Origin of the sequence: Pantoea dispersa (genome assembly GCF_019890955.1) — a bacterium.
In the GTDB taxonomy this organism is placed as follows: Bacteria; Pseudomonadota; Gammaproteobacteria; order Enterobacterales; family Enterobacteriaceae; genus Pantoea; species Pantoea dispersa.
The window spans coordinates 1,428,732-1,453,457 of the sequence record NZ_CP082346.1; the positions used below are offsets into that span (position 1 = coordinate 1,428,732).

General features: G+C 58.8%; 23 protein-coding genes. 16 read left to right on the top strand and 7 right to left on the bottom strand.

What is annotated here, in order from left to right; genetic code table 11:
- Nucleotides 1-16: 16 nt before the first annotated feature.
- Entirely contained in the window at nucleotides 17-589 is a 573-nt protein-coding gene (yeiP, locus tag K7H94_RS06565) for an elongation factor P-like protein YeiP (RefSeq protein WP_222951831.1), read from the bottom strand.
- A 152-nt stretch (nucleotides 590-741) separates the two neighbouring features.
- Here yeiP and K7H94_RS06570 point away from each other — a divergent pair, with 152 nt between their 5' ends.
- The 4 genes from K7H94_RS06570 to fruA all read left to right on the top strand — a co-directional run bounded on the left by K7H94_RS06570 (nucleotide 742) and on the right by fruA (nucleotide 5,053).
- On the top strand, nucleotides 742-996 hold the full coding sequence (locus K7H94_RS06570; RefSeq protein ID WP_058757250.1) for a YkgJ family cysteine cluster protein: 255 nt from the start codon (nucleotides 742-744) through the stop codon (nucleotides 994-996).
- A 277-nt stretch (nucleotides 997-1,273) separates the two neighbouring features.
- A complete protein-coding gene (gene fruB, locus K7H94_RS06575) occupies nucleotides 1,274-2,404 on the top strand; it encodes a fused PTS fructose transporter subunit IIA/HPr protein (RefSeq protein WP_058769932.1) in 1,131 nt (376 codons plus the stop codon).
- A complete protein-coding gene (fruK, locus tag K7H94_RS06580) occupies nucleotides 2,401-3,339 on the top strand; it encodes a 1-phosphofructokinase (RefSeq protein WP_021509266.1) in 939 nt (312 codons plus the stop codon). Before fruB ends, fruK begins: the two co-directional genes overlap by 4 nt.
- A 16-nt stretch (nucleotides 3,340-3,355) precedes the next feature.
- Nucleotides 3,356-5,053, top strand: a complete 1,698-nt coding sequence (fruA, locus tag K7H94_RS06585) for a PTS fructose transporter subunit IIBC (RefSeq protein ID WP_222951832.1) — start codon at nucleotides 3,356-3,358, stop codon at nucleotides 5,051-5,053.
- Between the two features lie 70 nt (nucleotides 5,054-5,123).
- Here fruA and nfo read toward each other — a convergent pair whose 3' ends face one another.
- Together nfo and K7H94_RS06595 are read right to left on the bottom strand one after the other, a co-directional pair.
- On the bottom strand, nucleotides 5,124-5,969 hold the full coding sequence (nfo, locus tag K7H94_RS06590) for a deoxyribonuclease IV (protein ID WP_058775787.1): 846 nt from the start codon (nucleotides 5,967-5,969) through the stop codon (nucleotides 5,124-5,126).
- A gap of 56 nt (nucleotides 5,970-6,025) precedes the next feature.
- Nucleotides 6,026-7,072, bottom strand: a complete 1,047-nt coding sequence (locus K7H94_RS06595; protein ID WP_125309752.1) for a YeiH family putative sulfate export transporter — start codon at nucleotides 7,070-7,072, stop codon at nucleotides 6,026-6,028.
- Nucleotides 7,073-7,178: 106 nt separating this feature from the next.
- On the opposite strand from K7H94_RS06595, the gene K7H94_RS06600 reads away from it, so the two are divergent.
- From K7H94_RS06600 to K7H94_RS06620, 5 genes are all read left to right on the top strand, one after another.
- Nucleotides 7,179-7,556, top strand: a complete 378-nt coding sequence (locus tag K7H94_RS06600; protein ID WP_058757253.1) for a YkvA family protein — start codon at nucleotides 7,179-7,181, stop codon at nucleotides 7,554-7,556.
- Nucleotides 7,557-7,565: 9 nt separating this feature from the next.
- Nucleotides 7,566-8,432 (top strand): DNA-binding transcriptional regulator YeiE, encoded by an 867-nt coding sequence (yieE, locus tag K7H94_RS06605; RefSeq protein WP_222951833.1) that lies wholly within the window; start codon nucleotides 7,566-7,568, stop codon nucleotides 8,430-8,432.
- Between the two features lie 136 nt (nucleotides 8,433-8,568).
- The gene (locus K7H94_RS06610) at nucleotides 8,569-10,035 is read left to right on the top strand and encodes an amino acid permease (protein ID WP_058775785.1); all 1,467 of its coding nucleotides are present in this window, start codon (nucleotides 8,569-8,571) and stop codon (nucleotides 10,033-10,035) included.
- 597 nt (nucleotides 10,036-10,632) lie between these two features.
- Nucleotides 10,633-11,712 (top strand): FecCD family ABC transporter permease, encoded by a 1,080-nt coding sequence (locus K7H94_RS06615; RefSeq protein ID WP_058757255.1) that lies wholly within the window; start codon nucleotides 10,633-10,635, stop codon nucleotides 11,710-11,712.
- Nucleotides 11,712-12,500, top strand: a complete 789-nt coding sequence (locus tag K7H94_RS06620) for an ABC transporter ATP-binding protein (protein ID WP_021509274.1) — start codon at nucleotides 11,712-11,714, stop codon at nucleotides 12,498-12,500. The genes K7H94_RS06615 and K7H94_RS06620 overlap by 1 nt, the downstream gene beginning before the upstream one ends.
- A 47-nt stretch (nucleotides 12,501-12,547) precedes the next feature.
- On the opposite strand, the gene fghA is transcribed toward K7H94_RS06620, so the two are convergent.
- Genes fghA through ptrR form a run of 3 tightly spaced genes read right to left on the bottom strand, consistent with a single transcriptional unit; the run spans nucleotide 12,548 to nucleotide 15,484 of the window.
- On the bottom strand, nucleotides 12,548-13,390 hold the full coding sequence (fghA, locus tag K7H94_RS06625) for an S-formylglutathione hydrolase (protein ID WP_276523017.1): 843 nt from the start codon (nucleotides 13,388-13,390) through the stop codon (nucleotides 12,548-12,550).
- Between the two features lie 12 nt (nucleotides 13,391-13,402).
- Nucleotides 13,403-14,527: an S-(hydroxymethyl)glutathione dehydrogenase/class III alcohol dehydrogenase gene (locus tag K7H94_RS06630; protein WP_021509276.1), complete on the bottom strand. Its 1,125-nt coding sequence runs from the start codon at nucleotides 14,525-14,527 to the stop codon at nucleotides 13,403-13,405.
- Between the two features lie 45 nt (nucleotides 14,528-14,572).
- A complete protein-coding gene (gene ptrR, locus K7H94_RS06635; RefSeq protein WP_058757258.1) occupies nucleotides 14,573-15,484 on the bottom strand; it encodes a putrescine utilization regulator PtrR in 912 nt (303 codons plus the stop codon).
- A gap of 103 nt (nucleotides 15,485-15,587) precedes the next feature.
- Here ptrR and K7H94_RS06640 point away from each other — a divergent pair, with 103 nt between their 5' ends.
- The 7 genes from K7H94_RS06640 to mglC all read left to right on the top strand — a co-directional run bounded on the left by K7H94_RS06640 (nucleotide 15,588) and on the right by mglC (nucleotide 23,830).
- Entirely contained in the window at nucleotides 15,588-16,718 is a 1,131-nt protein-coding gene (locus K7H94_RS06640) for a YbfB/YjiJ family MFS transporter (protein ID WP_222951834.1), read from the top strand.
- A gap of 124 nt (nucleotides 16,719-16,842) precedes the next feature.
- Nucleotides 16,843-17,508: a GTP cyclohydrolase I FolE gene (folE, locus tag K7H94_RS06645; RefSeq protein ID WP_021509279.1), complete on the top strand. Its 666-nt coding sequence runs from the start codon at nucleotides 16,843-16,845 to the stop codon at nucleotides 17,506-17,508.
- A gap of 54 nt (nucleotides 17,509-17,562) precedes the next feature.
- Entirely contained in the window at nucleotides 17,563-18,723 is a 1,161-nt protein-coding gene (gene yeiB, locus K7H94_RS06650; protein ID WP_058757260.1) for a DUF418 domain-containing protein YeiB, read from the top strand.
- A gap of 141 nt (nucleotides 18,724-18,864) precedes the next feature.
- Nucleotides 18,865-19,905, top strand: coding sequence for an HTH-type transcriptional regulator GalS (gene galS / locus K7H94_RS06655; protein ID WP_021509281.1), 1,041 nt, complete (start codon nucleotides 18,865-18,867; stop codon nucleotides 19,903-19,905).
- 308 nt (nucleotides 19,906-20,213) lie between these two features.
- Nucleotides 20,214-21,209 carry a galactose/glucose ABC transporter substrate-binding protein MglB gene (gene mglB, locus K7H94_RS06660; RefSeq protein ID WP_104188497.1) on the top strand — a complete coding sequence of 332 codons (996 nt, stop codon included), beginning with the start codon at nucleotides 20,214-20,216 and terminating at the stop codon, nucleotides 21,207-21,209.
- 71 nt (nucleotides 21,210-21,280) lie between these two features.
- Nucleotides 21,281-22,801: a galactose/methyl galactoside ABC transporter ATP-binding protein MglA gene (mglA, locus tag K7H94_RS06665; RefSeq protein ID WP_021509283.1), complete on the top strand. Its 1,521-nt coding sequence runs from the start codon at nucleotides 21,281-21,283 to the stop codon at nucleotides 22,799-22,801.
- Between the two features lie 18 nt (nucleotides 22,802-22,819).
- Nucleotides 22,820-23,830 carry a galactose/methyl galactoside ABC transporter permease MglC gene (gene mglC, locus K7H94_RS06670; RefSeq protein WP_021509284.1) on the top strand — a complete coding sequence of 337 codons (1,011 nt, stop codon included), beginning with the start codon at nucleotides 22,820-22,822 and terminating at the stop codon, nucleotides 23,828-23,830.
- A 64-nt stretch (nucleotides 23,831-23,894) separates the two neighbouring features.
- Here mglC and sanA read toward each other — a convergent pair whose 3' ends face one another.
- Nucleotides 23,895-24,614 carry an outer membrane permeability protein SanA gene (gene sanA / locus K7H94_RS06675; protein WP_031280053.1) on the bottom strand — a complete coding sequence of 240 codons (720 nt, stop codon included), beginning with the start codon at nucleotides 24,612-24,614 and terminating at the stop codon, nucleotides 23,895-23,897.
- Nucleotides 24,615-24,726: the final 112 nt, after the last annotated feature.

Sequence of the window (24,726 nt, forward strand, 5' to 3'; positions counted from 1 at the left end):
GGAGAAAATCGTGCGCTTAATCGGCGCGTCCCATATAACGACGCTCGGCAATATGGATACGGATGCGATCGCCATTGCTCAGGTACTCCGGCACCTGAATCGACAGCCCGGTGCTCATGCCCGCCGGTTTGGTGCGCGCACTGGCGGATGCCCCTTTGATGCCAGGTGAGGTATCAACAATCTCCATGTCTACCGTCTGTGGCAGTTCCAGCGCCAGCACCTGGCCATCCATGGTGAGCACCTGGATACCGGGAATGCCGCCTTCAGTAATAAACAGCAGCTCTTCTTCGATCTGATCTTTTTTAAAGCTGTACGGCGTGTAATCTTCGTCATCCATAAACACGTATTCGTCGCCGTCGATGTATGAGAAGGTCACTGCGCGGCGGCTGAGCTGGATGGCATCAATAATGTCGTCGCCCTTGAAGCGCTCTTCAACTTTCAGGCCGGTGCGCACATCGGTGAAACGCATCTTGTACAGCGTGGCGGCACCGCGCGCGCTTGGGCTCTGGACATCGATATCCTTCACCAGCAACAGTTTACCGTTCCAGGTGACGGCCATTCCTTTTTTGATTTCGTTTGCCTTTGGCATAATGCTTGACTCGCTATAACCAGGTAGATGCGCGCCAACTTACTCGCGCGGTGAAAAACAGGCAAGTGAGGCCGGTGAAAATTGTTGGTCGCACATAGAATTCCGCGGTGCAGACTGCTATTGTCGGCCGCTAATCTTTGCAGGAGCGCATGATGTTATGTCGAGACCAGTGCGGTGCCTGTTGCACAGCCCCCTCCATCTCTTCCCCCATTCCGGGTATGCCTGACGGCAAACCGGCCAATACCCGCTGCGTTCAGCTCGACGAACAGCAGCGCTGCAAAATTTTTGGCTCGCCGCTGCGTCCGGCGGTGTGTGCCGGTTTACAGCCACAGGCGGAGATGTGCGGCAACAGCCGCGCCGACGCCATGATCTACCTGCTGCAGCTGGAAGCCGATACCGCGCCCTGAGTTAAGCTGACGCGAGCTGAAGAACGTATGCCTTTCACTGACCCCGTTACAGCAACGCGTCAGCTTTGCCCGCTGTGAAAAATCCTAAATCCGCCGCGAAGTGTGCGGAGCATCAAAAATCTGCTACGCCGATTGCGCATTTTCTTGCCTGTAATCGGGTGCTGTACCATATTCCCTGAAACGTTTCAGCGTTGTCCTCCCGGCTAAGTCCGTGTCGCACAGCGTATTTTTTCGCCATCAGGCTGAAACGATTCACTTTCAGCAAGCGAGGAGAAATATGTTCCAGCTCGAAGTTCAGGCCATTCACACCGGCGCCAGCGCGTCCGATAAAGAACAGGCCATTCGTCAGGTTGCCGCTGCGCTTACTGCGGCCGGAAATGTGGCCGAAGGCTACGTCGACGGCATGCTGGCGCGCGAACAGCAAACCACCACCTTTCTCGGCAACGGCATCGCCATTCCGCACGGCACCACCGATACCCGCGATCTGGTGCTGAAAACCGGTGTGCAGGTTTATCAGTTCCCGCAGGGCGTGGACTGGGGCGATGGCCAGACGGCGTACGTCGCCATCGGCATTGCCGCCAAATCTGACGAGCACCTCGCGCTGCTGCGCCAGCTGACCCACGTATTAAGCGATGACAGCATCGCGGAGCAGCTGAAATCTGCCTCTGCTGAAGAGCTGCGCGCGCTGCTGATGGGTGAAAAGCAGGCCGCTGAATTCCAGTTCGATACGTCGCTGATCGCCACTGACGTGGCCGCCAGCGATCTGATGACGCTGCAGGCGCTGAACGCTGGTCGTCTGCAGGCGGCCGGTGCCGTTGACGCCAGCTTTGTCGCGGACGTCGTCTCGCACGCGCCGCTCAGCCTCGGTCAGGGCATCTGGCTGAGCGACAGCACGCACGGCAACCTCAACAGCGCGGTGGCAGTGAGCCGCAGCGCGACGCCGCTGACACATCAGGGCGAACCGGTAGCGCTGCTGCTGACGGTCGCCGCCACCGATCAGCGCCCGCTTGAGGTGCTGGGCTATCTCAGCAATCTGCTGCTGAACAAGCAGGCTGAACGCCTGCTGAAGGCGGACGCGGCGGGCATTCTCGCGCTGCTGACCAGCGAAGTTGATGAAGCCGCGGACGTCTTAACCGCGGAATTCACCATCCGCAACGAGCACGGTCTGCATGCGCGTCCGGGCACCGCGCTGGTGAGCGTGATCAAGCAGTTCAACAGCGATATCACCGTGACCAATCTCGACGGCAGCGGTAAGCCGGCTAACGGGCGCAGCCTGATGAAGGTGGTCGCGCTGGGCGTGAAGAAAGGCCATCGTCTGCGTTTCACCGCCAGCGGTGACGATGCGCAGCAGGCACTGCACGCTATCGAAGAAGCCATTAATAGCGGTCTGGGCGAGGGGGCAGCATGAGTCGTCGCGTTGCCACTATCACCCTGAACCCGGCGTACGATCTGGTCGGCTACACGCCGGAGATCGAGCGTGGCGAAGTTAACCTGGTCAAAACCACCGGGCTGCACGCTGCGGGTAAAGGCATCAATGTCGCCAAAGTGCTGAAAGATCTCGGCATCGACGTTACCGTCGGCGGCTTCCTCGGCAAAGAGAATCAGGACGGCTTTCAGCAGCTGTTCAGCGAACTCGGCATCGCTAACCGTTTTCAGGTGGTGCAGGGCCGTACCCGCATTAACGTTAAGCTGACGGAAAAAGACGGCGACGTCACCGACCTCAACTTCTCGGGCTTTGACGTCACGCCCCAGGACTGGGACCGCTTCACCGCCGACTCGCTGACCTGGCTGGGCCAGTTCGATATGGTGTGCGTCAGCGGCAGCCTGCCAGCCGGCGTTGCGCCGGACGCGTTCACCAAATGGATGAGCGATCTGCGCACCCACTGCCCATGCATCATTTTTGACAGCAGCCGTGAAGCGCTGGTGGCCGGTCTGAAAGCAGCACCGTGGCTGGTAAAACCCAATCGCCGCGAGCTGGAGATCTGGGCCGGCCGCAAGCTGCCGACGCTGCAGGATGTGATTGACGCCGCGCACCAGCTGCGCGAGCAGGGCATTGCCCACGTGGTGATCTCCCTCGGTGCGGAAGGCGCGCTGTGGGTCAATGCCTCTGGCGAATGGATCGCCAAACCGCCTGCGTGTGAAGTGGTCAGCACCGTAGGCGCCGGAGATTCGATGGTTGGCGGCCTGATTTATGGCCTGCTGATGCGGGAATCCAGTGAACACACGCTGCGTCTGGCGACGGCGGTGGCGGCCATGGCCGTCAGCCAGAGCAACGTCGGCGTGACCGATCGTACCCAGTTGGCCGCGATGATGGCGCGCGTCGACTTACAACCCGTTAACTAACAGCAGGAGAGCGATAATGAAAACGCTGCTGATAAAAGATTCTTCACTCGGCCTGGCATCAGGCCATTTAGCCTCGGAACGTCTGCAGGCGGCGGCAGGGCAAGCGGGACTGACGCTGGTCGACAGCGCCGCAGATGCCGAACTGGTGCTGGTGATTGGCCAGCAGGTTACCGACAACGCGCAGCTCGCCGGCAAGTCCGTTGCCCTCGTGGACGTGCAGCAGGCGCTGCGCGATCCGCAGGCGGCACTGGCGCTGGCTAAAGATGCGGCGCAACCGTGGCAGGCAGCTGCGGCGACACCGGCGGCAAGTGCACCAGCGCAGAGCGCCGGGCAGAAACGTATTGTGGCCGTCACCGCCTGTCCGACCGGCGTGGCACACACCTTCATGGCAGCCGAGGCGATTGAGGCGGAAGCCAGCAAGCGCGGCTGGTGGGTAAAAGTGGAAACCCGCGGCTCAGTCGGCGCCGGCAACCCGATCACCCCGGAAGAAGTGGCGGCGGCCGATCTGGTGATCGTTGCGGCGGATATCGACGTTGATCTGGCGAAATTTGCCGGCAAGCCGATGTACCGCACCTCCACCAGTCTGGCGCTTAAGAAAACCGCACAGGAGCTGGATAAAGCGCAGGCGGAAGCCAAAGTCTGGCAGCCTTCCGGCAACCAGGCTGCAGCCAGCCAAAGCGACAGCAAAGAGAAAGCCGGTGCCTATCGGCATCTGCTGACTGGCGTATCTTATATGCTGCCGATGGTGGTCGCCGGCGGTCTGAGCATTGCGCTGTCATTCGCCTTTGGGATTACCGCGTTTAAAGAGCAGGGCACCTTAGCCGCGGCGCTGATGCAGATCGGTGGCGGCAGCGCCTTTGCGCTGATGGTGCCGGTGCTGGCGGGCTTTATCGCCTTCTCGATTGCTGACCGTCCGGGCCTGACGCCGGGTCTGATTGGCGGCATGATCGCCACCAGCATCAACGCCGGTTTCCTTGGCGGCATCATCGCCGGTTTCATCGCCGGTTACGCCGCGAAACTGCTGAGCAGCAAAGTGAAGCTGCCGCAAAGTATGGAGGCGCTGAAGCCGATTCTGATCATTCCGCTGGTGGCCAGTCTGATTACCGGCCTGCTGATGATTTACGTGGTAGGCAAACCGGTTGCCGGCATCATGAGCGGCCTGACCAGCTGGCTGGCGAACATGGGCACCGCTAACGCGGTCCTGCTGGGCGCGATTCTGGGCGGCATGATGTGTACCGACATGGGCGGTCCGGTGAACAAAGTGGCTTACGCCTTTGGTGTTGGTCTGTTGAGTTCGCAAACCTACGCGCCGATGGCCGCGATCATGGCGGCCGGTATGGTGCCACCGCTGGCGATGGGGCTGGCAACGCTGGTAGCGCGTCGTAAGTTCAATAAAGGTCAGCAGGAAGGCGGTAAAGCCGCGCTGGTACTCGGCCTGTGCTTTATCTCCGAAGGTGCCATTCCGTTTGCGGCGCGAGATCCGATGCGCGTGCTGCCATGCTGTATCGTGGGTGGCGCAGTGACCGGTGCTATCTCCATGGCGATGGGTGCCAAACTGATGGCGCCGCACGGCGGGCTGTTCGTCCTGCTGATTCCAGGCGCCATTACGCCGGTACTGGGTTACCTGCTGGCGATTGTGATTGGTACGCTGATTGCGGGTCTGGGCTATGCGATTCTGAAACGTCCGGAAGAGGAACTGGCCAAAGCCGCGTAACGGCAGCCAGGAACAACAAAGGGAGCCGCGGCTCCCTTTTTTTATTGGCGACAGGCCCCGGTGAAAACCGTTACGCCTGCTGCTCGGCCTTCAGCCAGGCAATTTCATCCTTCCAGATATCCGGATTGATGGTTTCGAGAATCATCGGGATACCGTCAAAACGCGCATCCTTCATCAGCCAGCTAAACGCGGTCTTGCCAATGTTGCCCTCGCCGAGGCTGTGATGGCGATCCACGCGGCTGCCGAGCGTGCTTTTGGCATCGTTAAGGTGCATACCGCGCAGATACTGAAAGCCCACCACGCGCTCAAACTCGGCAAAGGTAGCTTCACAGGCGGCTTCGCTGCGTAAATCATATCCGCCAGCGAAGGCATGGCAGGTGTCGATGCATACGCCGACGCGCGACTTATCCTCGACGTGGTCAATAATCGCCGCGAGGTGTTCAAAGCGGAAACCGAGGTTGCTGCCCTGACCGGCGGTATTCTCAATCACCGCTACCACGTTGTGGGTTTTATCCAGCGCAATGTTGATCGACTCGGCGATGCGCTTCAGGCAGGCATCTTCATCAATCTGCTGCAGGTGGCTGCCGGGATGGAAGTTGAGCAGCGTCAGACCAAGCTGTTCGGCGCGCTGCATCTCATCGATAAACGCCTCGCGCGATTTCTCCAGCGCGTCCATCACCGGGTGACCGAGGTTAATCAGATAGCTGTCGTGCGGCAGGATTTGCGCGGCGCTAAAGTTGTATTGATCGCAGGCGGTTTTAAAAGCGTCGATCACCTGCGCAGAGAGCGGCGCGGCTTTCCACTGGCGCTGATTTTTAGTGAACAGCGCAAAGGCTGTGGCTTCGATTTCATGGGCCCGGATCACTGCCTGGTCTACGCCGCCGGATGCGCTTACGTGTGCGCCGATATATTTCATGCCGCTCTCCTGAATGGGCGATTGCTGATGCAAAACGCCCATGATAGCGGATGCGCTTACGCCATGAAATGTTGCACCAGCACATTCAGTGCGCCGCCGCCGAGAATCAGCCAGATAAACATCAGCAGACCAAGCAGCAGCGGTTTGACGCCCGCCTGCTTCAGCGCGCCGAAACGGGTGGTTAAGCCCAGCGCCGCCATCGCCATCGCCAGCAGCAGATTCGCCAGCTGATTCAGTCCCGCTACCACCGGCGGTGGCAGCAGATGCAGCGAGTTAAACAGCGCCACCACAATAAACAACAGGGCAAACCACGGAAAGCGGATCGGCTGCTGTGCCTGACGCTGGTGGCTGCGCTGGCGCTGCAGCCAGCTGCCGAGGATCAGCAGAAACGGTGCCAGCATCATCACCCGCAGCATCTTGGCGATCACCGCCGTGTTCTCCGTTTCCGCGCCCATCGCATGGCCAGCCGCCACCACCTGCGCCACTTCGTGCAGCGTCGAGCCGGTAAAGACGCCAAAGTGCTGCGCGCTGACCTGCGGCAGCAGCGTCCAGAGAAACGGGTACAGCACAATGCCGACGGTGCCAAACAGCACCACGGTGGCCACCGCGACCGCCACTTTCGACGGTGCGGCTTTTATCACCGGTTCACTTGCCAGCACCGCTGCCGCACCACAAATGCTGCTGCCGGCACCAATCAGCCACACGGTTTCACGATCCATTTTCAGTACACGGATACCGATCAGGCAGGTGATCAGAAAGGTTGAGCTCAGCACCAGCACATCAATCAGCACGCCGCTGACGCCGACATCGGCGATCTGCTGCACGGTGATGCGGAAGCCGTAAAGAATGATGCCGAGTCGCAGCAGTCGCTGTTTGGCCAGCAGTACTCCACTGTCGCACGGGGTCGCAACGCGGGGATACAGGCTATTACCCAGCACGATGCCGATAATGATGGCCAGCGTCAGCGCGCCGAATCCCGCGCCCGCCAGCCACGGCTGACTGGCCAGCCACGCGGCACCTGCGGCGATGGCGGCGGTCAGCAGCAGTCCCGGCAGCCAGCGATGAACATGAAAAGGGGTTTTGTTGACGCTTAGTTCAGCCATAATACGCTTCTCCTCAGTGAGGCTTTAGCGTGCGCCTGGCTGGCTTAAAAGTGAAATTGATAATATATTTATAATCAACCGGAATAAGTGATAAGGAAGGGCAACAATGTTCATGCGCTTGCGCCGCTGGGCGAAGCTCATCAAACGGGACGTGCTGACGCTGTGGTTTGCCTGTCGCGATCCGCGTACGCCGTGGTGGTTTAAGCTGCTGGCGTTTGGCATCGTCGCTTATGCGCTCAGCCCCATCGATCTGATTCCGGACTTCATCCCGATTATTGGCCTGCTGGATGACGCGATTATCATCCCGCTTGGCGTGATGATCCTGCTGCGTCTGCTGCCGCGCGACGTGCGCATCAGCAGCGCCGAACGCGCCGAGGTGCAACGGGCGCGCGGCAAAAAGATCGTCAGCTGGAGCGGCCTGATTCTGATGCTGCTGATCTGGCTGGCGGTGGTGATCTATCTGGTGAAGCGGTACGCCATGTAAGGAGCACGCATGCACATTACGCTGCGTCAGATTGAAGTGTTTACCGAGGTGCTGAAAAGTGGCTCCACCACGCAGGCCTCACAGGTGCTGGCGCTGTCGCAGTCGGCGGTCAGCGCGGCCCTGGCCGATCTGGAAAGTCAGCTCGGTGTACAGCTGTTCGACCGCGTCGGTAAACGGCTGGTGCTCAACGAGCACGGCCGGCTGCTCTATCCGCGCGCGGTCGGGCTGCTGGAGCAGGCGATTGAGATCGAACAGCTGTTTAAAGAGGACAACGGAGCGATTCGCCTGTTTGCCAGCAGCACCATCGGCAACTATCTGCTGCCGGGGATGATCGCCGCGTATCGCCGCGATTTTCCCACGCTGCCGCTGGAGCTGAGCGTTGGCAACAGCCAGGACGCCATCAATGCGGTGGCCGATTTTCGCGTCGATATCGGCCTGATTGAAGGGCCGTGCCATGAGCCGGATATCATCAGCGAACCGTGGCTGGAAGATGAACTGGTGGTGTTCGCCGCGCCGGATGCGCCGCTGTTACAGCAGCCGGCGACGCTGGAGACGCTGGCCGCTGCGCCGTGGATCCTGCGCGAGCGCGGTTCCGGTACGCGTGAGATTGTCGATTACCTGCTGCTGTCGCACCTGCCGCAGTTTCAGCTGGGGATGGAGTTAGGCAATTCGGAGGCAATTAAACACGCGGTGCGCCACGGCATGGGCATCAGCTGCTTATCGCGCCGGGTGATTGCCGATCTGCTGGAGGCGGGCACGCTGACGGAAGTGCCGGTGCCCCTGCCGCGCCTGACGCGCACCCTGTATCGCATCCATCACCGGCAGAAACATCTGTCGAAAGCGCTGAGCCGCTTCCTCGCCTATTGCCGGGAATAGCCGCAGTCTGCCCTGTGCTGTGGCTAATAATTCCCGGCCGATTATGAAGGTAACTAATAACCCGAGGCGAATGCTATACAGTGCAGGCTTTGCTGCTACAATCGCGCCTTATTTTTATCCAGCATAGCGTTTACACATGCATAATGACTCAAAAACAACACAACAACCTGGGCTGCGCCGTGAATTAAAAGCGCGCCATCTCACCATGATCGCCATTGGCGGTTCTATCGGCACCGGCCTGTTTGTCGCGTCGGGTGCCACTATCTCTCAGGCGGGTCCTGGCGGTGCGTTACTCTCCTACGCGCTGATCGGCCTGATGGTCTACTTCCTGATGACCAGCCTCGGCGAACTGGCGGCGTTTATGCCGGTCTCCGGTTCCTTTGCCACCTACGGCGCCAAATATGTCGAAGAGGGCTTTGGCTTCGCGCTGGGCTGGAACTACTGGTACAACTGGGCGGTAACCATCGCCGTTGACCTCGTCGCCTCACAGCTGGTGATGAACTACTGGTTCCCGGACACGCCAGGCTGGATCTGGAGCGCGCTGTTCCTCGGTCTGATGTTCCTGCTCAACTACATTTCGGTCAAAGGCTTCGGCGAGGCGGAATACTGGTTCTCGCTGATCAAAGTCGCCACAGTCATCATCTTTATTGTGGTCGGTGTGCTGATGATTACCGGTATCCTGCGTGGCGCAGAAAATGCAGGCTGGCACAACTGGACGGTGGGAGATGCGCCGTTTGCCGGCGGGTTTGCCGCGATGATTGGCGTGGCGATGATTGTCGGCTTCTCCTTCCAGGGCACCGAACTGATCGGGATTGCCGCCGGTGAATCAGAAGACCCGGCGAAGAATATCCCGCGCGCGGTGCGCCAGGTGTTCTGGCGTATTCTGCTGTTCTATGTGTTCGCGATCCTGATCATCAGCCTGATTCTGCCGTATACCGATCCGCAGCTGTTGCATAACGATGTCACCGATATCAGCGTCAGCCCGTTCACGCTGGTGTTCCAGAATGCCGGTCTGCTGTCCGCGGCGGCGGTGATGAACGCGGTGATCCTGACGGCGGTGCTGTCGGCGGGTAACTCCGGCATGTACGCCTCAACGCGTATGCTGTTTAACCTGGCGCAGGAAGGCAAGGCACCGCGCATTTTTGCGAAACTGTCGAAAGGCGGCGTACCGCGCAATGCCCTGCTGGCCACCACGGTGGTGGCAGCGCTGTGCTTCCTGACTTCGAAATTTGGCAATCAGGAAGTGTACCTGTGGCTGCTGAATACGTCAGGAATGACCGGCTTTATCGCCTGGCTCGGCATTGCTATCAGCCATTATCGCTTCCGCCGCGGCTATGTGGCGCAGGGGCTGAATCTGGCCGATCTGCCTTACCGCTCCGGCTTCTTCCCGCTGGGTCCGATGTTTGCGTTCGCGCTGTGTCTGGTCATTACGCTGGGGCAGAATTATCAGGCATTTCTCGCCGATCGCATCGACTGGTACGGCGTAGCCGCAACCTATATCGGCATTCCGCTGTTCCTGGTGATCTGGCTGGGCTATAAGCTGACGCGCGGCACCCGCTTCGTGAAATACAGCGAGATGGAATTCCCTTCCTTTAAGCAGTAATGCCTGACAACGCGGCCTTGACGCGATTATGCGCGATGAATCGCGCCGCTACAAACCGGTGCAACCCTCTGTAGCGGCGCAATTTATTGCGCTGGCAAACAGGCAGAATTGCCTGACAACGCGGCCTGGAGGCGATTTTGCGCGATGAATCGCGCCGCTACAAACCGGTGCAACCCTCTGTAGCGGCACAATTTATTGCGCTGGCAAACAGGCAGTAATGCCTGACAACGCGGCCTTGACGCGATTTTGCGCGATGAATCGCGCCGCTACAAATCGGTGCAACCCTCTGTAGCGGCGCAATTTATTGCGCTGGCAAACAGGCAGTAATGCCTGACAACGCGGCCTGGCCGCGTTTTTGCGCGATGAATCGCGCCGCTACAAATCGGTGCAACCCTCTGTAGCGGCGCAATTTATTGCGCTGGCAAACAGGCAGCATTGCCTGACAACGCGGCCCCGGCCGCGTTTTTTTTGCGATTTATTACACTATGCAAACCTGGCGCAAACCATTCGGGCTTTGTTACAGAGACAGCATTGATAATTATTATCACCTGCTCTATTGTGGCAGCCGTTATAAAGCGACAGGAAACAGGTAGAACAATGCGTAGTACGGACTCCGCGCTGGTGGCGGAACATGGCACCGAAGCCGATACCCTGACCCGTTATCGTCAGGTTCTGCGTCAGCGACTGCTGCTGATTGGTGTGCTGGTGCTGGCGATCCTCGCTTCAGTTATCCTCGATTTCACCCTTGGCCCGGCCGGCCTGACTCTCGACACGCTGTGGCAAACGCTGCTCCATCCCGCAGCGGTGGACGCCGGCACGCGCGTGATCGTCTGGGACATCCGTCTGCCGTATGCGCTGATGGCAGTGGTGGTCGGCTTTTCACTCGGCCTGGCCGGTGCAGAAATGCAGACCATCCTCAATAACCCGCTGGCCAGCCCGTTTACGCTCGGCGTCTCGTCGGCAGCGGCGTTTGGTGCCGCGCTGGCGATCATTCTCGGCATCGGTATTCCCGGCGTGCCGGACCAGTGGCTGATCTCCGCCAATGCCTTTGTCTTCGCCTTGTTTGCCGCGCTGATGCTGGATGGCATCACGCGCTGGACCAAAGTCTCAACCTCCGGCGTGGTGCTGTTTGGCATCGCGCTGGTGTTCACCTTTAACGCCCTGGTTTCGATGATGCAGTTCATCGCCAGCGAAGATACGCTGCAGGGCCTGGTGTTCTGGACCATGGGCAGTCTGGCGCGTGCTTCATGGGAAAAACTGGGCGTGCTGAGCGCCGCCTTTGCCATCCTGCTGCCGTTCTCGATGCTCAGCAGCTGGAAACTCACGGCGCTGCGCCTGGGTGAAGATCGCGCGGTGAGCTTCGGCATTGATGTGCGGCGTCTGCGGCTGGCGACGCTGTTGCGCATCAGCATTCTCTCAGCGCTGGCGGTGGCATTCGTCGGCCCGATCGGCTTTATCGGCCTGGTCGCGCCGCACATTGCGCGCATGATGTTTGGTGAAGATCACCGCTACTATCTGCCGGCCAGTGCGCTGACCGGCGCGCTGGTGCTGTCGCTGGCGTCGGTGGCCTCGAAAAACCTCATTCCCGGCGTCATCATTCCGGTCGGCATCGTCACCTCGCTGGTGGGTGTGCCGTTCTTTCTCAGCATTATTCTGCGGCATCGGGGGACAGTGTGATGGAGCAGGGCTTACGCGTCAGCCACTTTTACGCCGGTTACCCGAAGCGGAACGTCATCGACGATCTCAATGTCACGCAGCTGCCACGCGGCAAAATCACCGTGCTGCTGGGGCCCAACGGCTGCGGCAAATCGACGCTGCTGCGTGCGCTGGCCGGTCTGAGCAAAGGGCAGGGCGAGCTGTGGCTCAATGGCGAAGAGCTGATGAGCCAGCCGTTTGCCCGGCGCGCGCAGCGCGTGGTCTATCTGCCGCAGACGCTGCCAGCCGGTGTGCATCTGCACGTGCTGGAGTCGATCATCGTGGCGCAGCGTGCCTCCGGCGGATTACACAGCGCCGCCAGTGAAGCGGAAATCATGCACCTGCTGGAGCAGCTGGGCATTGCCCATCTGGCGATGCGTTATCTTGATCAGCTGTCCGGTGGCCAGAAGCAGCTGGTCGGGCTGGCGCAGTCGCTGATTCGCCGTCCGGAACTGCTGCTGCTGGATGAACCGCTCAGCGCGCTGGATTTAAATTATCAGTTCCACGTGATGGATTTGGTGCGGCGCGAAACCCGGCTGCGCAACATGGTAACGGTGGTGGTGGTGCATGATATCAACATCGCGCTGCGTCATGCCGATCACGCGCTGATGCTGAAGCAGGGGCAACTGCTGGCCGACGGTGTGCCGTCGCAGGTGATTACGCCGGAGACGCTGGCGCAGGTGTATGGCGTGCGCGGCCGCATTGAGCACTGCTCACAGGGCATGCCGCAGGTAATGATTGATGGGCTGGTGGCGGAATCGCTGGCCTGACGCCAGACACGTTCTGCCCCTCAGCATCAGAGGGGCAGAGAAGTGCACTACGCCAGTAAATGCTGCGCGTGGAACCGCAGATGGTCTTCCACAAAGCTGGCGATAAAGAAGTAGCTGTGGTCATACCCCGGCTGGATACGCAGCTCCAGCGGGAAGTTCTGCTCGCGCGCCACCGCTTCCAGCCGCTCCGGGCGTAGCTGATCGGCGAGGAACTGATCGCTATCGCCCTGATCGATCAGCACCGGCAGGCGATGTTCAGCGTTCTGCATCAGCAGGCAGCTATCCCACTCGCGCCACGTCTGGCGATCGTTGCCCAGATAGGCGGCAAAGGCTTTCTGTCCCCACGGCACTTCGGTCGGGTTGACGATTGGCGCAAACGCGGACGCTGACGCAAAGCGCCCGCCGAGGCGCAGCGCCAGCACCAGCGCGCCGTGGCCGCCCATCGAATGCCCCATTACCGACTGGCGATCGCTCAGCTTGAAGTTATCCGCCACCAGTGCCGGCAGCTCCTCGCTAAGATAATCGAACATGCGATAATGTGCCGCCCACGGTTGCTGCGTGGCATTGAGATAAAACCCGGCACCCTGGCCCAGATCGTACCCGCTGTCATTGGCCACTGCATCGCCGCGCGGGCTGGTGTCCGGCATAATCAGCACCAGACCGAGTTCGGCCGCCACGCGCTGCGCACCGGCTTTGGTGGTGAAGTTCTCATCGTTGCAGGTCAGCCCGGCGAGAAACCACACCACCGGCGGTGGCGCGTCGTCGCGCGGCGGTGGCAGAAAAATGCTGAACGTCATCGGGCAGTTGAGCACGGCGGACTGATGACGCCAGCGCTGCTGCCAGCCGCCAAAAATACGGTGTTCTTCCAGCAGCTCCAGAGTGGATGCCATGTCGCCTCCTGCTTATTTATTAAAATGCACCACGGAACGGATCGATTTGCCTTCATGCATCAGCTCAAATGCCTCGTTGATCTCTTCCAGCGGCATGGTGTGGGTGATGAAATCATTCAGCGCAAACTTACCGTCGAGGTAATCCTGCACGATGCCCGGCAGCTGAGTACGTCCTTTCACGCCGCCAAACGCCGACCCGCGCCATACGCGACCGGTAACCAGCTGGAACGGCCGGGTAGAAATCTCTTCGCCGGCACCGGCAACGCCGATAATCACTGATTCGCCCCAGCCTTTATGGCAGCACTCCAGCGCGGAACGCATCACGTTGACGTTACCGATACACTCAAACGAGAAGTCCACGCCGCCGTCGGTCATCTCGACGATAACTTCCTGAATTGGCTTAGCAAAATCTTTCGGATTAACCAGGTCGGTTGCGCCCAGTTTGCGCGCCAGGTCAAACTTGCTGGTGTTGATATCAATACCGATGATGCGACCGGCCTTCGCCATTTTCGCCCCAATGATCGCCGACAGGCCAATGCCGCCGAGGCCGAAAATCGCCACGGTGTCGCCTTCTTTCACTTTGGCGGTGTTCATCACCGCGCCCATGCCGGTGGTCACGCCACAGCCGAGCAGGCACACTTCTTCCAGCGGCGCTTCTTTGCTGATTTTCGCCAGGGAGATTTCCGGTACAACGGTGTACTCAGAGAAGGTCGAGGTGCCCATGTAATGGAAGATCGGCTTGCCGTCTTTAAAGAAGCGGGTGGTGCCGTCGGGCATCAGCCCTTTGCCCTGTGTGGTGCGGATTGCCTGACACAGGTTGGTTTTGCCGGAGAGACAGAATTTACACTTGCCGCACTCTGGCGTGTACAGCGGGATCACGTGATCGCCGACCGCTACGCTGGTAACGCCTTCGCCCACCGCTTCAACCACGCCGCCACCTTCGTGACCGAGGATCGCCGGGAATACGCCTTCCGGATCTTTACCGGACAGGGTGTAAGCATCGGTATGGCACACGCCGGTGGCCACGATGCGCACCAGCACTTCCCCTTTCTGTGGCGGCATCAGATCCACTTCTTCAATCTTCAGCGGTTCGCCAGCAGCCCAGGCCACGGCCGCGCGGGTTTTAATCATGTTCATGCAATCCCTCTTCCTGTGATGTCGTGATTGGATAAAAAATAACGCTTACTCAGCGGCCTGCAGCGGATGCAGCAGTTCATCGTTGAGCGGGCGGTCATCAAACATTTCAATAATCAGATACTTCAGCGCCTCAACGTTGGGCGTAAAGGCGTCGCGGCGCCACATCAGCCAGGTGGCCGTGTCGCGCCAGGTCGGCGGCAGGCTGTGCTGCTGCACGCGCGCGCGGGCCGGCATCTGCGCCAGCACCGAGGCGGGAATCATCGCCACGCCGCCGCCGCCGGCTACGCAGGCGACCATGGCGTGATAAGACTGAATCTCCATAACGCTGTGCGGTGCGCTCTGGCTGTCGCGATACCAGGACTCCAGCCGGGTGCGGTACGAGCAGCTGTTGCCAAAAGCAAACAGCGTATCGCCCTGCGTATCGCGGGCGCTGTGAATCGGCGCATGTTCGAGGCTGGTGATCAGCACCATCTCTTCACGAAAGGCGATGCAGCCATTCAGGTCGTCATGACTGGCCGGACCGTCCACCAGCGCCGCCGCCAGCGTACCGGCGCGCACTTTATCGATGATATCGCCTGAGGTGCCGGTCACCAGCGACAGCGCGACGTTGGGGAAGCGCTGATGATAGGCGGCCAGCAATCCCGGCAGGCGGGTGGCGGCGGTGCTCTCCATCGAACCGAAGGCAAAGTTACCACCGGGTTCACCGGCGCGCGCCATGTTCAGCGCCTCGTCGCTCAACGCCAGAATACGCTGCGCATAATTGAGGAAATTGTGGCCCATCGGCGACAAACGAATGCGCTGCTTCTCACGAATAAATAGATCGACGCCGATTTCTTCTTCCAGCTGTCGCAGTCGCGTGGTGAGATTAGACGGCACGCGATGCAGCATTTCGGCGGCGCGCGCCAGTGAGCCGGTTTCGGCCACGGAACAGAACATGCGGAGCTGTACTAAATCCATATTCTCTTCTCGTAAACAACTTGGTTAATATTATTCACTTTTCGTGAGTCTAAACGTCATGCATGCTGCTGACAAGTGATAATCCCATCGATCCGGAGTCAGAATGGCGTGGCGAGTCGCGCTTAGCGCGTTTTTAAGTTTAGTGGTTGCAATGGGGATTGGGCGATTTGCGTTTACCCCGCAGGTGCCGCTGATGATTCACGACGGTCAGCTCACGCTCGCCAGCGCCAGCCTGGTCGCGGCGCTGAACTATCTCGGTTATCTGGCCGGATCGTTTGACGCGATGCGCGCGCAGCGGCGCGTGGAGTGGCGGCTGCAGCTGGGCGTCTGGGGTGCCGTCGCGCTGACGTTGCTGTCCGCCTGTATCAGCGGGCCGTGGCTGCATGCGGTGGTGCGTTTCCTGATCGGCGTCGCCAGCGGCTGGGCAATGGTGCTGGTGGCAGCATGGAGCAATGAGCAACTGCTGCATCACGGCCGGCCGGGCCTGTCGGCAGCGGTATTTGCCGGTCCCGGCACCGGCATCTTCATCAGCGGCATGCTGGCGGTACTGCTGCACGCCAGCGGCGTGAGCGCGGCGTTTGCCTGGGCGGCGTACGGTGTGCTGGCGCTGCTGCTGATTGCCGCGATTGCGCGCTTCCTGCCGCGCAGCGGACAGCTGCATCGTCCGCAACAGGCCGCCGAGCCGCTGCTACTGACGCGTGACCTGAAGCGCCTGATCCTCAGTTACAGCCTCGCCGGCTTTGGCTATATTCTGCCCGCCACCTTCCTGTCGCAAATGGCGGCGGCGCGCTTCCCTGATAGCGCTTTTGCGCAGTTTGTCTGGCCGGTGTTTGGCGGCGCGGCGGTGATCGGCATCGTGCTGGGAATCGTGACGCGCCACTGGGGCAGCAGCCATCGGCGGCTGGCGCTGGTGCTGTGGGCGCAGGCGCTGGGCGTGATCGCCGCCATCGTACTGCCGGGCATTAACGGTCTGCTGCTGGCAGCGCTGCTGATTGGCGGCGGCTTTCTCTGCGTGGTCCAGCTGTCGCTGCAGTACAGCCGGGAGCTGGCGCCGCACCACGCGCGCTATCTCGCCGGCCTGCTCACGACCGGTTATGCCATCGGACAGCTCGGTGGGCCGCTGCTGTCCTGGATTTCCAGCCTGCTGTGGCACCGGCTCGATCCGGCGCTGTGGGTGGCCGGAGGCGGTTTGCTGCTGGCGGGGGGGCTGGTGATGCGGCGCTCGCCCACCTGAAACGCTTTCATTTCCAATCGGATTGATTGCTGGATTAAGCGCGCGTTGTGTTTCACAATACGCGCTCAGAATTTCCCCCGCAGGCGCAGACCTGCGGGCGCATCACCTGCCGGAGAAGAGTACGATGAGCACCTTAAGTCAGGAAGCCGCCCTGGTTCACGAAGCACTGCTGGCGCGTGGCCTGGAAACGCCATTACGCGCCCCGGTGCGCGACATGGACGACGCGTCACGCAAGCGCGAGATCGCCGGCCACATGACCCAGATTATGCAGCTGCTGAATCTGGACCTGGAAGACGACAGCCTGATGGAGACGCCGCACCGCATCGCGAAGATGTACGTCGACGAAATCTTTTCAGGTCTGGATTACGCCAACTTCCCGAAAATCACCGTCATCGAAAACAAGATGAAAGTGGATGAAATGGTCACCGTGCGGGATATCACCCTGACCAGCACCTGTGAACACCACTTCGTGATCATCGACGGCAAAGCCACCGTGGCCTATATCCCTAAAGACAAGGTAATTGGCCTGTCGAAGATCAACCGTATCGTACAGTTCTTCGCCCAGCGTCCGCAGGTGCAGGAGCGTTTAACCCAGCAGGTGCTGGTGGCGCTGCAAACCCTGCTGGGCACCAATAACGTGGCGGTGTCGATCGATGCGGTGCACTACTGCGTGAAAGCGCGCGGCGTCAAAGATGCGACCAGCGCGACCACCACCACTTCACTCGGCGGATTGTTCAAATCGAGCCAGAACACGCGTCAGGAGTTCCTGCGCGCGGTACGCCACAGCTAAGCAGCGCGGGCGGCGTCGTCGTCGCCCGTGTTCCTCTCACCGTCAGGGCACTCGATGCAACGCTATCTCGCGCTGGATTTCATTCGTGGTTGCGCCATTCTCGGCATATTGCTGCTGAATATCGTCGGCTTTGGTCTGCCCTCGGCGGCCTATCTCAATCCGGCCTGGCAGGGTGAAGCCTCCGTTTCTGATGCCTGGACCTGGGCAATCATGGATGGCCTGGCGCAGCTAAAATTCCTGACGCTGTTTGCGCTGCTGTTTGGTGCCGGACTGGCACTGCAGGTGCCGCGCGGCAGCCGCTGGATCTCCTCGCGCTTAACGCTGCTGGTCTTCATCGGGTTCATCCACGCGGTGTTCCTGTGGGAAGGCGACATCCTGCTGGATTATGGCCTGATTGGGTTGATTGTCTGGCGCATGCTGCGTGACGTGCCGTCGGAGCGGGCGCTATTACACACCGGCGTGCTGCTCTATCTGGTGGGCTGTGCCGTGCTGCTGGTGTTTGGCGTCATCTCCAGTCCGCAGCCGACGCGCTCATGGCTGCCGGGCGCGGCAGATCTGGAGTATGAGAGCTACTGGAAACTGGTCGGCGGCTGGGAAGCGGTGCAGAATCGCCTCGAACACCTGTCATCCGGCCTGATGGCGCTGGCTTCGCAGTATGGCTGGCAGCTGGCCGGGCTGATGCTGATCGGTGCCGCGCTGATGCGCAGCGGCTGGCTGAGCGGCCAGTTTAGTCTGCAACACTACCGACGCGCGGCGGCGCTGTTACTGACCATCGGCTGGCTGATTGCCATACCCGGCGTGCTGGCGCAGTGGCTGCTACAGTGGGAATTTCGCTGGAGCGGCTTTTTCCTGCAGGTGCCACGCGATCTCGCCAGTCCGTTTATCAGCCTTGGCTACGCTGCACTCTGTCTCGGTTACTGGCCGGCCATCGCCGCCACGCGGTTCAGTTACGCCATTCAGTGCGTCGGCCGCATGGCGCTGAGCAATTATCTGCTGCAGACGCTGATCTGCACCACGCTGTTCTACCGCTTCGATCTGTTCCTCAAATTTGACCGCCTGCAGCTACTGGCTTTTGTACCGGCCATCTGGCTGGTCAATATTCTGTTCTCCGTGCTGTGGCTGCGCGTCTTCCCGCAGGGACCGATGGAGTGGCTCTGGCGCCGACTGACGCAGCTCGCCGCCGGAAAAGCGGACAACGCGTCCGCTGGCAGATAATGATGTTCATCACAAAGGTTGCATAATTGTATGTAACCGTTTTCATCCGTGTGACGTAATTCACGCAGCTGTTTCCGATGCCCTGACAGAATAGCGCCGTTACGCGCCAGTCGCGCCTTTTCTCCTCTGTGGAACAACTGCATGATAACGATTCGTGATGTCGCCCGTCAGGCCGGGGTTTCCGTTGCCACCGTGTCGCGGGTGCTCAATAACAGCAGTGCAGTCACCTCTGATACCCGCGAAGCCGTGCTGCAGGCGGTTGAATCGCTCGGCTACCGGCCGAATGCTAACGCGCAGGCGCTGGCTACCCAGGTGAGCGATACCATCGGCGTGGTGGTCATGGACGTTTCCGATCCCTTCTTTGGTGCGCTGGTTAAAGCGGTGGATACCGTGGCGCAGCGCATGCACAAGCATGTGCTCATCAGCAATTCCTGGCATCAGGAAGAGAAAGAGCGCCATGCCATTGAGGTGCTGATTCGCCAGCGCTGCAACGCGCTGGTGGTGCACGCGAAAACGCTTACAGACGCGGAGCTGGCGCGGTTTATGGATCAGGTTCCCGGTATGGTACTGATTAATCGTACTATTCCGGGATACGAGCACCGCTGCGTCTGCCTCGACAATGTCACTGGTGCGCAGGTAGCGACGCGCATGCTGTTACAGCAGGGCCATCAGCGCATTGGTTACCTCAGTTCGAGCCATCCGATTGAGGACGTGGCGCAGCGCCGCGACGGCTGGCTGCAGGCACTGGCGGAGCAGGGCATCCGCCCGCCGGAGGGCTGGATTGCGCATGCCGAACCGGACATGCAGGGCGGTGAAGCCGCGATGGTGGAATTGCTGGGGCGCAATCTGCACCTCACTGCGGTGTTCTCCTATAACGATGGCATGGCGGCCGGTGCGCTCACTGCGCTGAAAGATAACGGTATTCAGGTGCCGCAGCATTTCTCTGTCATCGGCTTCGATGACATCCCCATTTCCCGTTACACCGACCCGCAACTGACCACGGTGCGCTATCCCATTGTTTCTATGGCGAAACTGGCGACTGAGCTGGCCCTGCAGGGCGCAGCAGGCACGCTCGATCCGCACGCCGCGCACTGCTTCATGCCTACGCTGGTGCGGCGCCATTCGGTGGCGCAGCGGCAAATTGTGGAGTCGGTCACTAATTCAGGCGATAGCGCCGTGTAACCGTTTCCAATCTGTGATTGTATTCACAGTTAATTAACATGGCGCTCACTATGATGGCAGCGTCTTACCGGACTGAAACATTATGTAACGCCGGGCTTTCCTTCCCCGGTCTGGTTTCAGTAGCCGATTGAAATGGTTCACAACACACTTCAGGAAGCGTTTACCTACAGGGAAGTCAGGATAGCGATGGTGGTCCGGCTTGGTAGCAGCGCCTGCCCCATAAAAAATAGCGTTTCAACCGACTGCGCTGTCTGCCCGCAGGCAATACGGCGCGATGAAATACCCTGCATAAAAAAACCGGAGATACCATGAATAAGAAGGTTTTCACGCTCACAGCACTGGTTGCCAGCATGATGTTTGGTGCAACTGCGCACGCCGCCGATACCCGCATTGGCGTGACAATTTATAAATATGACGACAACTTCATGTCGATGGTGCGCAAAGACATCGAAAAAGAGGCGAAAAGCGTAGGCGGCATTCAGCTGCTGATGAACGACTCACAGAACGACCAATCCAAACAGAACGACCAGATTGACGTGCTGATGGCGAAAGGCGTGAAAGCGCTGGCCATCAACCTGGTGGATCCGGCTGCTGCGGCAGTGGTGATTGACAAAGCGCGCGCGAACGACGTGCCGGTGGTGTTCTTCAACAAAGAGCCTAACGCGAAAGTGCTGGCCAGCTACGACAAAGCTTACTATGTCGGTACCGACTCCAAAGAGTCCGGCATCAAGCAGGGTGAGCTGATCGAGAAACACTGGAAAGCCACGCCAGCCTGGGATCTGAACAAAGACGGTCAGATTCAGTTCGTGCTGCTGAAAGGTGAACCGGGCCATCCGGACGCTGAAGCGCGTACCAAATACGTTATCGAAACCCTGAACAAAGACGGCATCAAAACCCAGCAGCTGGCGATGGATACCGCAATGTGGGATACCGCGCAGGCGAAAGACAAAGTCGACGCCTGGCTGTCTGGCCCGAACGCCAACAAAATTGAAGTGATCATCGCGAACAACGATGCGATGGCGATGGGTGCGGTTGAAGCGCTGAAGGCGCACAACAAAACCAGCATTCCGGTATTTGGTGTAGACGCCCTGCCAGAAGCGCTGGCGCTGGTGAAATCCGGTGCGATGGCCGGTACCGTGCTGAACGATGCGGAAAACCAGGCGAAAGCTACGCTGGACATTGCTAACAACCTGGCCAATGGCAAAGAGCCAACCGCGGGTACCAACTTCAAGATGGATGGCAAAGTAGTACGCGTACCGTACGTACCGGTTGATAAAGAAAACCTGTCGCAGTTTGTGAAGTAATTCGTCCCGGGCGCGGCTTTTCTGCCGCGCCTTATTGCATCTGACCAACGCTTTTTTTAGCCAGGTAAATTATGGCCAGTGAGAATCCGACCACACAGCGAGAATATCTGCTGGAGATGACGAATGTCTCGAAATCATTTCCAGGGGTGAAAGCCTTAGATAATGTGAATTTAAAAGTGCGGCCGCACTCCGTCCATGCCTTAATGGGTGAAAACGGCGCCGGTAAATCCACTTTATTAAAATGCCTGTTTGGGATTTATAAAAAGGATACGGGGAGCATCCTGTTTCAGGGTGAGGAAATAGATTACAAATCCTCCAAAGAGGCGCTGGAAAATGGCGTTTCAATGGTGCATCAGGAATTAAACCTGGTGCTGCAGCGCAACGTGATGGACAACATGTGGCTGGGGCGCTATCCGCGCAAAGGTCCGTTTGTCGATCAGGATAAAATGTATCGTGATACCAAAGCGATCTTTGATGAATTAGATATTGATATCGATCCGCGTGATAAAGTCGCGACGCTTTCGGTATCGCAAATGCAGATGATTGAAATCGCCAAGGCGTTTTCCTATGACGCGAAAATCGTCATTATGGATGAGCCCACGTCATCGCTGACCGAAAAAGAAGTTAACCACCTGTTCACCATTATCCGTAAGCTGAAAGATCGCGGCTGCGGTATTGTTTATATTTCGCATAAAATGGAAGAGATTTTCCAGCTGTGCGATGAGATCACCATTCTGCGTGACGGCCAGTGGATTGCCACTCAGCCGCTGGAAGGGCTGGACATGGACAAGATCATCGCCATGATGGTCGGCCGTTCGCTCAACCAGCGCTTCCCGGACAAAACTAACGTGCCGGGTGAAGTGATTCTGGAGGTGCGCAATCTGACCTCGCTGCGCCAGCCATCGATCCGTGATATCTCGTTTGATCTGCACAAAGGCGAGATTCTGGGGATTGCCGGCCTGGTGGGTGCCAAGCGTACTGACATTGTGGAAACCTTATTTGGTATCCGTGAGAAGTCGGGCGGCACCATTAAACTGCACGGTAAAGCGATTAATAACCACAGCGCCAACGAAGCCATCAACCATGGTTTTGCGCTGGTGACGGAAGAGCGGCGTTCCACCGGGATTTATGCCTACCTGGATATTGGCTTTAACTCGCTCATTTCTAATATCAAGAAATATAAATCCAGTATGGGTCTGCTGGATAATAAACGCATGAAAAGCGATACCCAGTGGGTCATTGATGCCATGCGGGTGAAAACGCCCGGCCATCATACCCAAATTGGATCGCTCTCCGGCGGTAACCAGCAAAAAGTCATTATTGGTCGCTGGTTATTGACGCAGCCGGAAATACTGATGCTTGATGAACCGACGCGCGGTATTGACGTCGGCGCTAAATTCGAGATTTATCAGCTGATCTCGGAGCTGGCGAAAAAAGAAAAGGGCATCATTATTATCTCTTCTGAAATGCCAGAGCTGCTGGGCATTACCGACCGTATTTTGGTAATGAGTAATGGTCAGGTAGCGGGCATTGTCGATACTAAAACGACCTCGCAGAATGAAATCCTGCGTTTAGCGTCATTACACCTTTAATGAAGCAAGGGCTTTAACATGAAAGCGACTACTAAAAAGAATGCGCTAACCTGGTTAAAAGAGGGCGGCATTTATGTTGTCCTGTTGGTACTGCTGGCGATTATTATTTTCCAGGATCCGACCTTTTTGAGCCTGATGAACCTGAGTAACATTCTGACTCAGTCATCGGTCCGTATTATTATCGCCCTCGGCGTAGCCGGTCTGATCGTGACCCAGGGCACCGACCTGTCGGCAGGGCGCCAGGTGGGTCTGGCGGCGGTGGTGGCAGCAACGCTGCTGCAGTCGATGGATAACGCCAACAAGGTGTTCCCGCATCTGGAAACCGTGCCGATTCCACTGGTGATTCTGACCGTGTGCATCATCGGTGGCGTGATTGGTCTGGTTAACGGCGTGATCATCGCTTACCTGAAGGTGACGCCGTTTATCACTACGCTGGGCACCATGATCATCGTTTACGGCATCAACTCGCTGTACTACGACTTCGTGGGCGCTTCACCGATTGCCGGTTTTGACGCTGGCTTCTCGAAGTTTGCCCAGGGCTTCCTGCGCTTCGGCGACTTCAAGCTGTCGTTCATCACCTTCTATGCGATTATCGCCATCGTGTTCGTCTGGATCCTGTGGAACAAAACCCGCTTCGGCAAAAACATCTTTGCTATCGGCGGTAACCCGGAAGCGGCGAAAGTCTCTGGCGTTAACGTTCCGCTTAACCTGATCCTGGTGTATGCGCTGTCCGGCGTGTTCTATGCCTTCGGCGGGATGCTGGAAGCGGGCCGTATCGGCAGCGCCACCAACAACCTCGGCTTTATGTATGAGCTGGATGCGATTGCAGCCTGCGTGGTGGGCGGCGTGTCGTTCGCTGGCGGGGTAGGTACCGTCGCGGGTGTGGTGACCGGTGTGATCATCTTCACCGTCATCAACTACGGTCTGACCTACATCGGCGTGAACCCGTACTGGCAGTACATCATCAAGGGCGGCATCATCATCTTCGCCGTGGCGCTTGATTCGCTGAAATACGCGCGTAAGAAATAGCAGAGAACAAGGTCAACCATCAGGGCTGCGGCAACGCGGCCCTTTTTTATTTGTTTCGCTTCTGCTATTTCCGCAGCTTCTCTTCCAGCTCAAGCAACTGTTCCGGTGTGACCGCCGGGTAGCTCTGCGCATCTTCAGGCACTTCATGCACCGCCGGAATCGGCACCAGCGGGCCAAGGAAACGCGGCTCGCGCTTCATCAGATAGAGATCCGCCAGCGCACCGAGACGCGCACCCACCTCGCGGAACCGTACCGACAGCATATTTTTGGGCGACGGCACGGCGTAGCACTGCGCCTGAATGCCCAGATGCTGGGCGATATACAGTGCGCGTTCGCAGTGGAAGCGCTGGGTAATGATGATGAAGTCGTTGGTGTCGAAGACTTTGCGCGTGCGCACAATCGAGTCCAGCGTACGGAAACCGGCATAATCCAGCACGATGTCCGAGGGATCGACGCCGGCTTTGATTAAATCGCGTCGCATGGTCATCGGCTCGTTGTAGCTCTGCAGCGCATTATCGCCGCTCAGCAGCAGATAATTCACCTTGCCGCTGTTGTAAGCGTTGAGCGCGCCCTGAATGCGATACAGGTAATACTGATTGATGACGCCGGTGCGGTAATACTTGGCGGTGCCCAGCACCACGCCGACCTGACGATGCGGCAGCGAAGCGACATCTTCATAAATAAACGGCGCGGTTCGCCAGCTAATCCAGCGATCGAGGCCGAGCGCGGTCGCCATCACCAGTAAGATGATGATAAACAGAGCAAAGAAAACGCGTTTAAGTATGCGCACGGGCACTCGGTTGACGAAAATTCAGATGGGTCAAGGCTACTTGAGGCGGCACGGCTAAGCAAGTTCGCGCCGGTCGGCTGGCGTTTTTTTAAGCGCTGCCGCACCT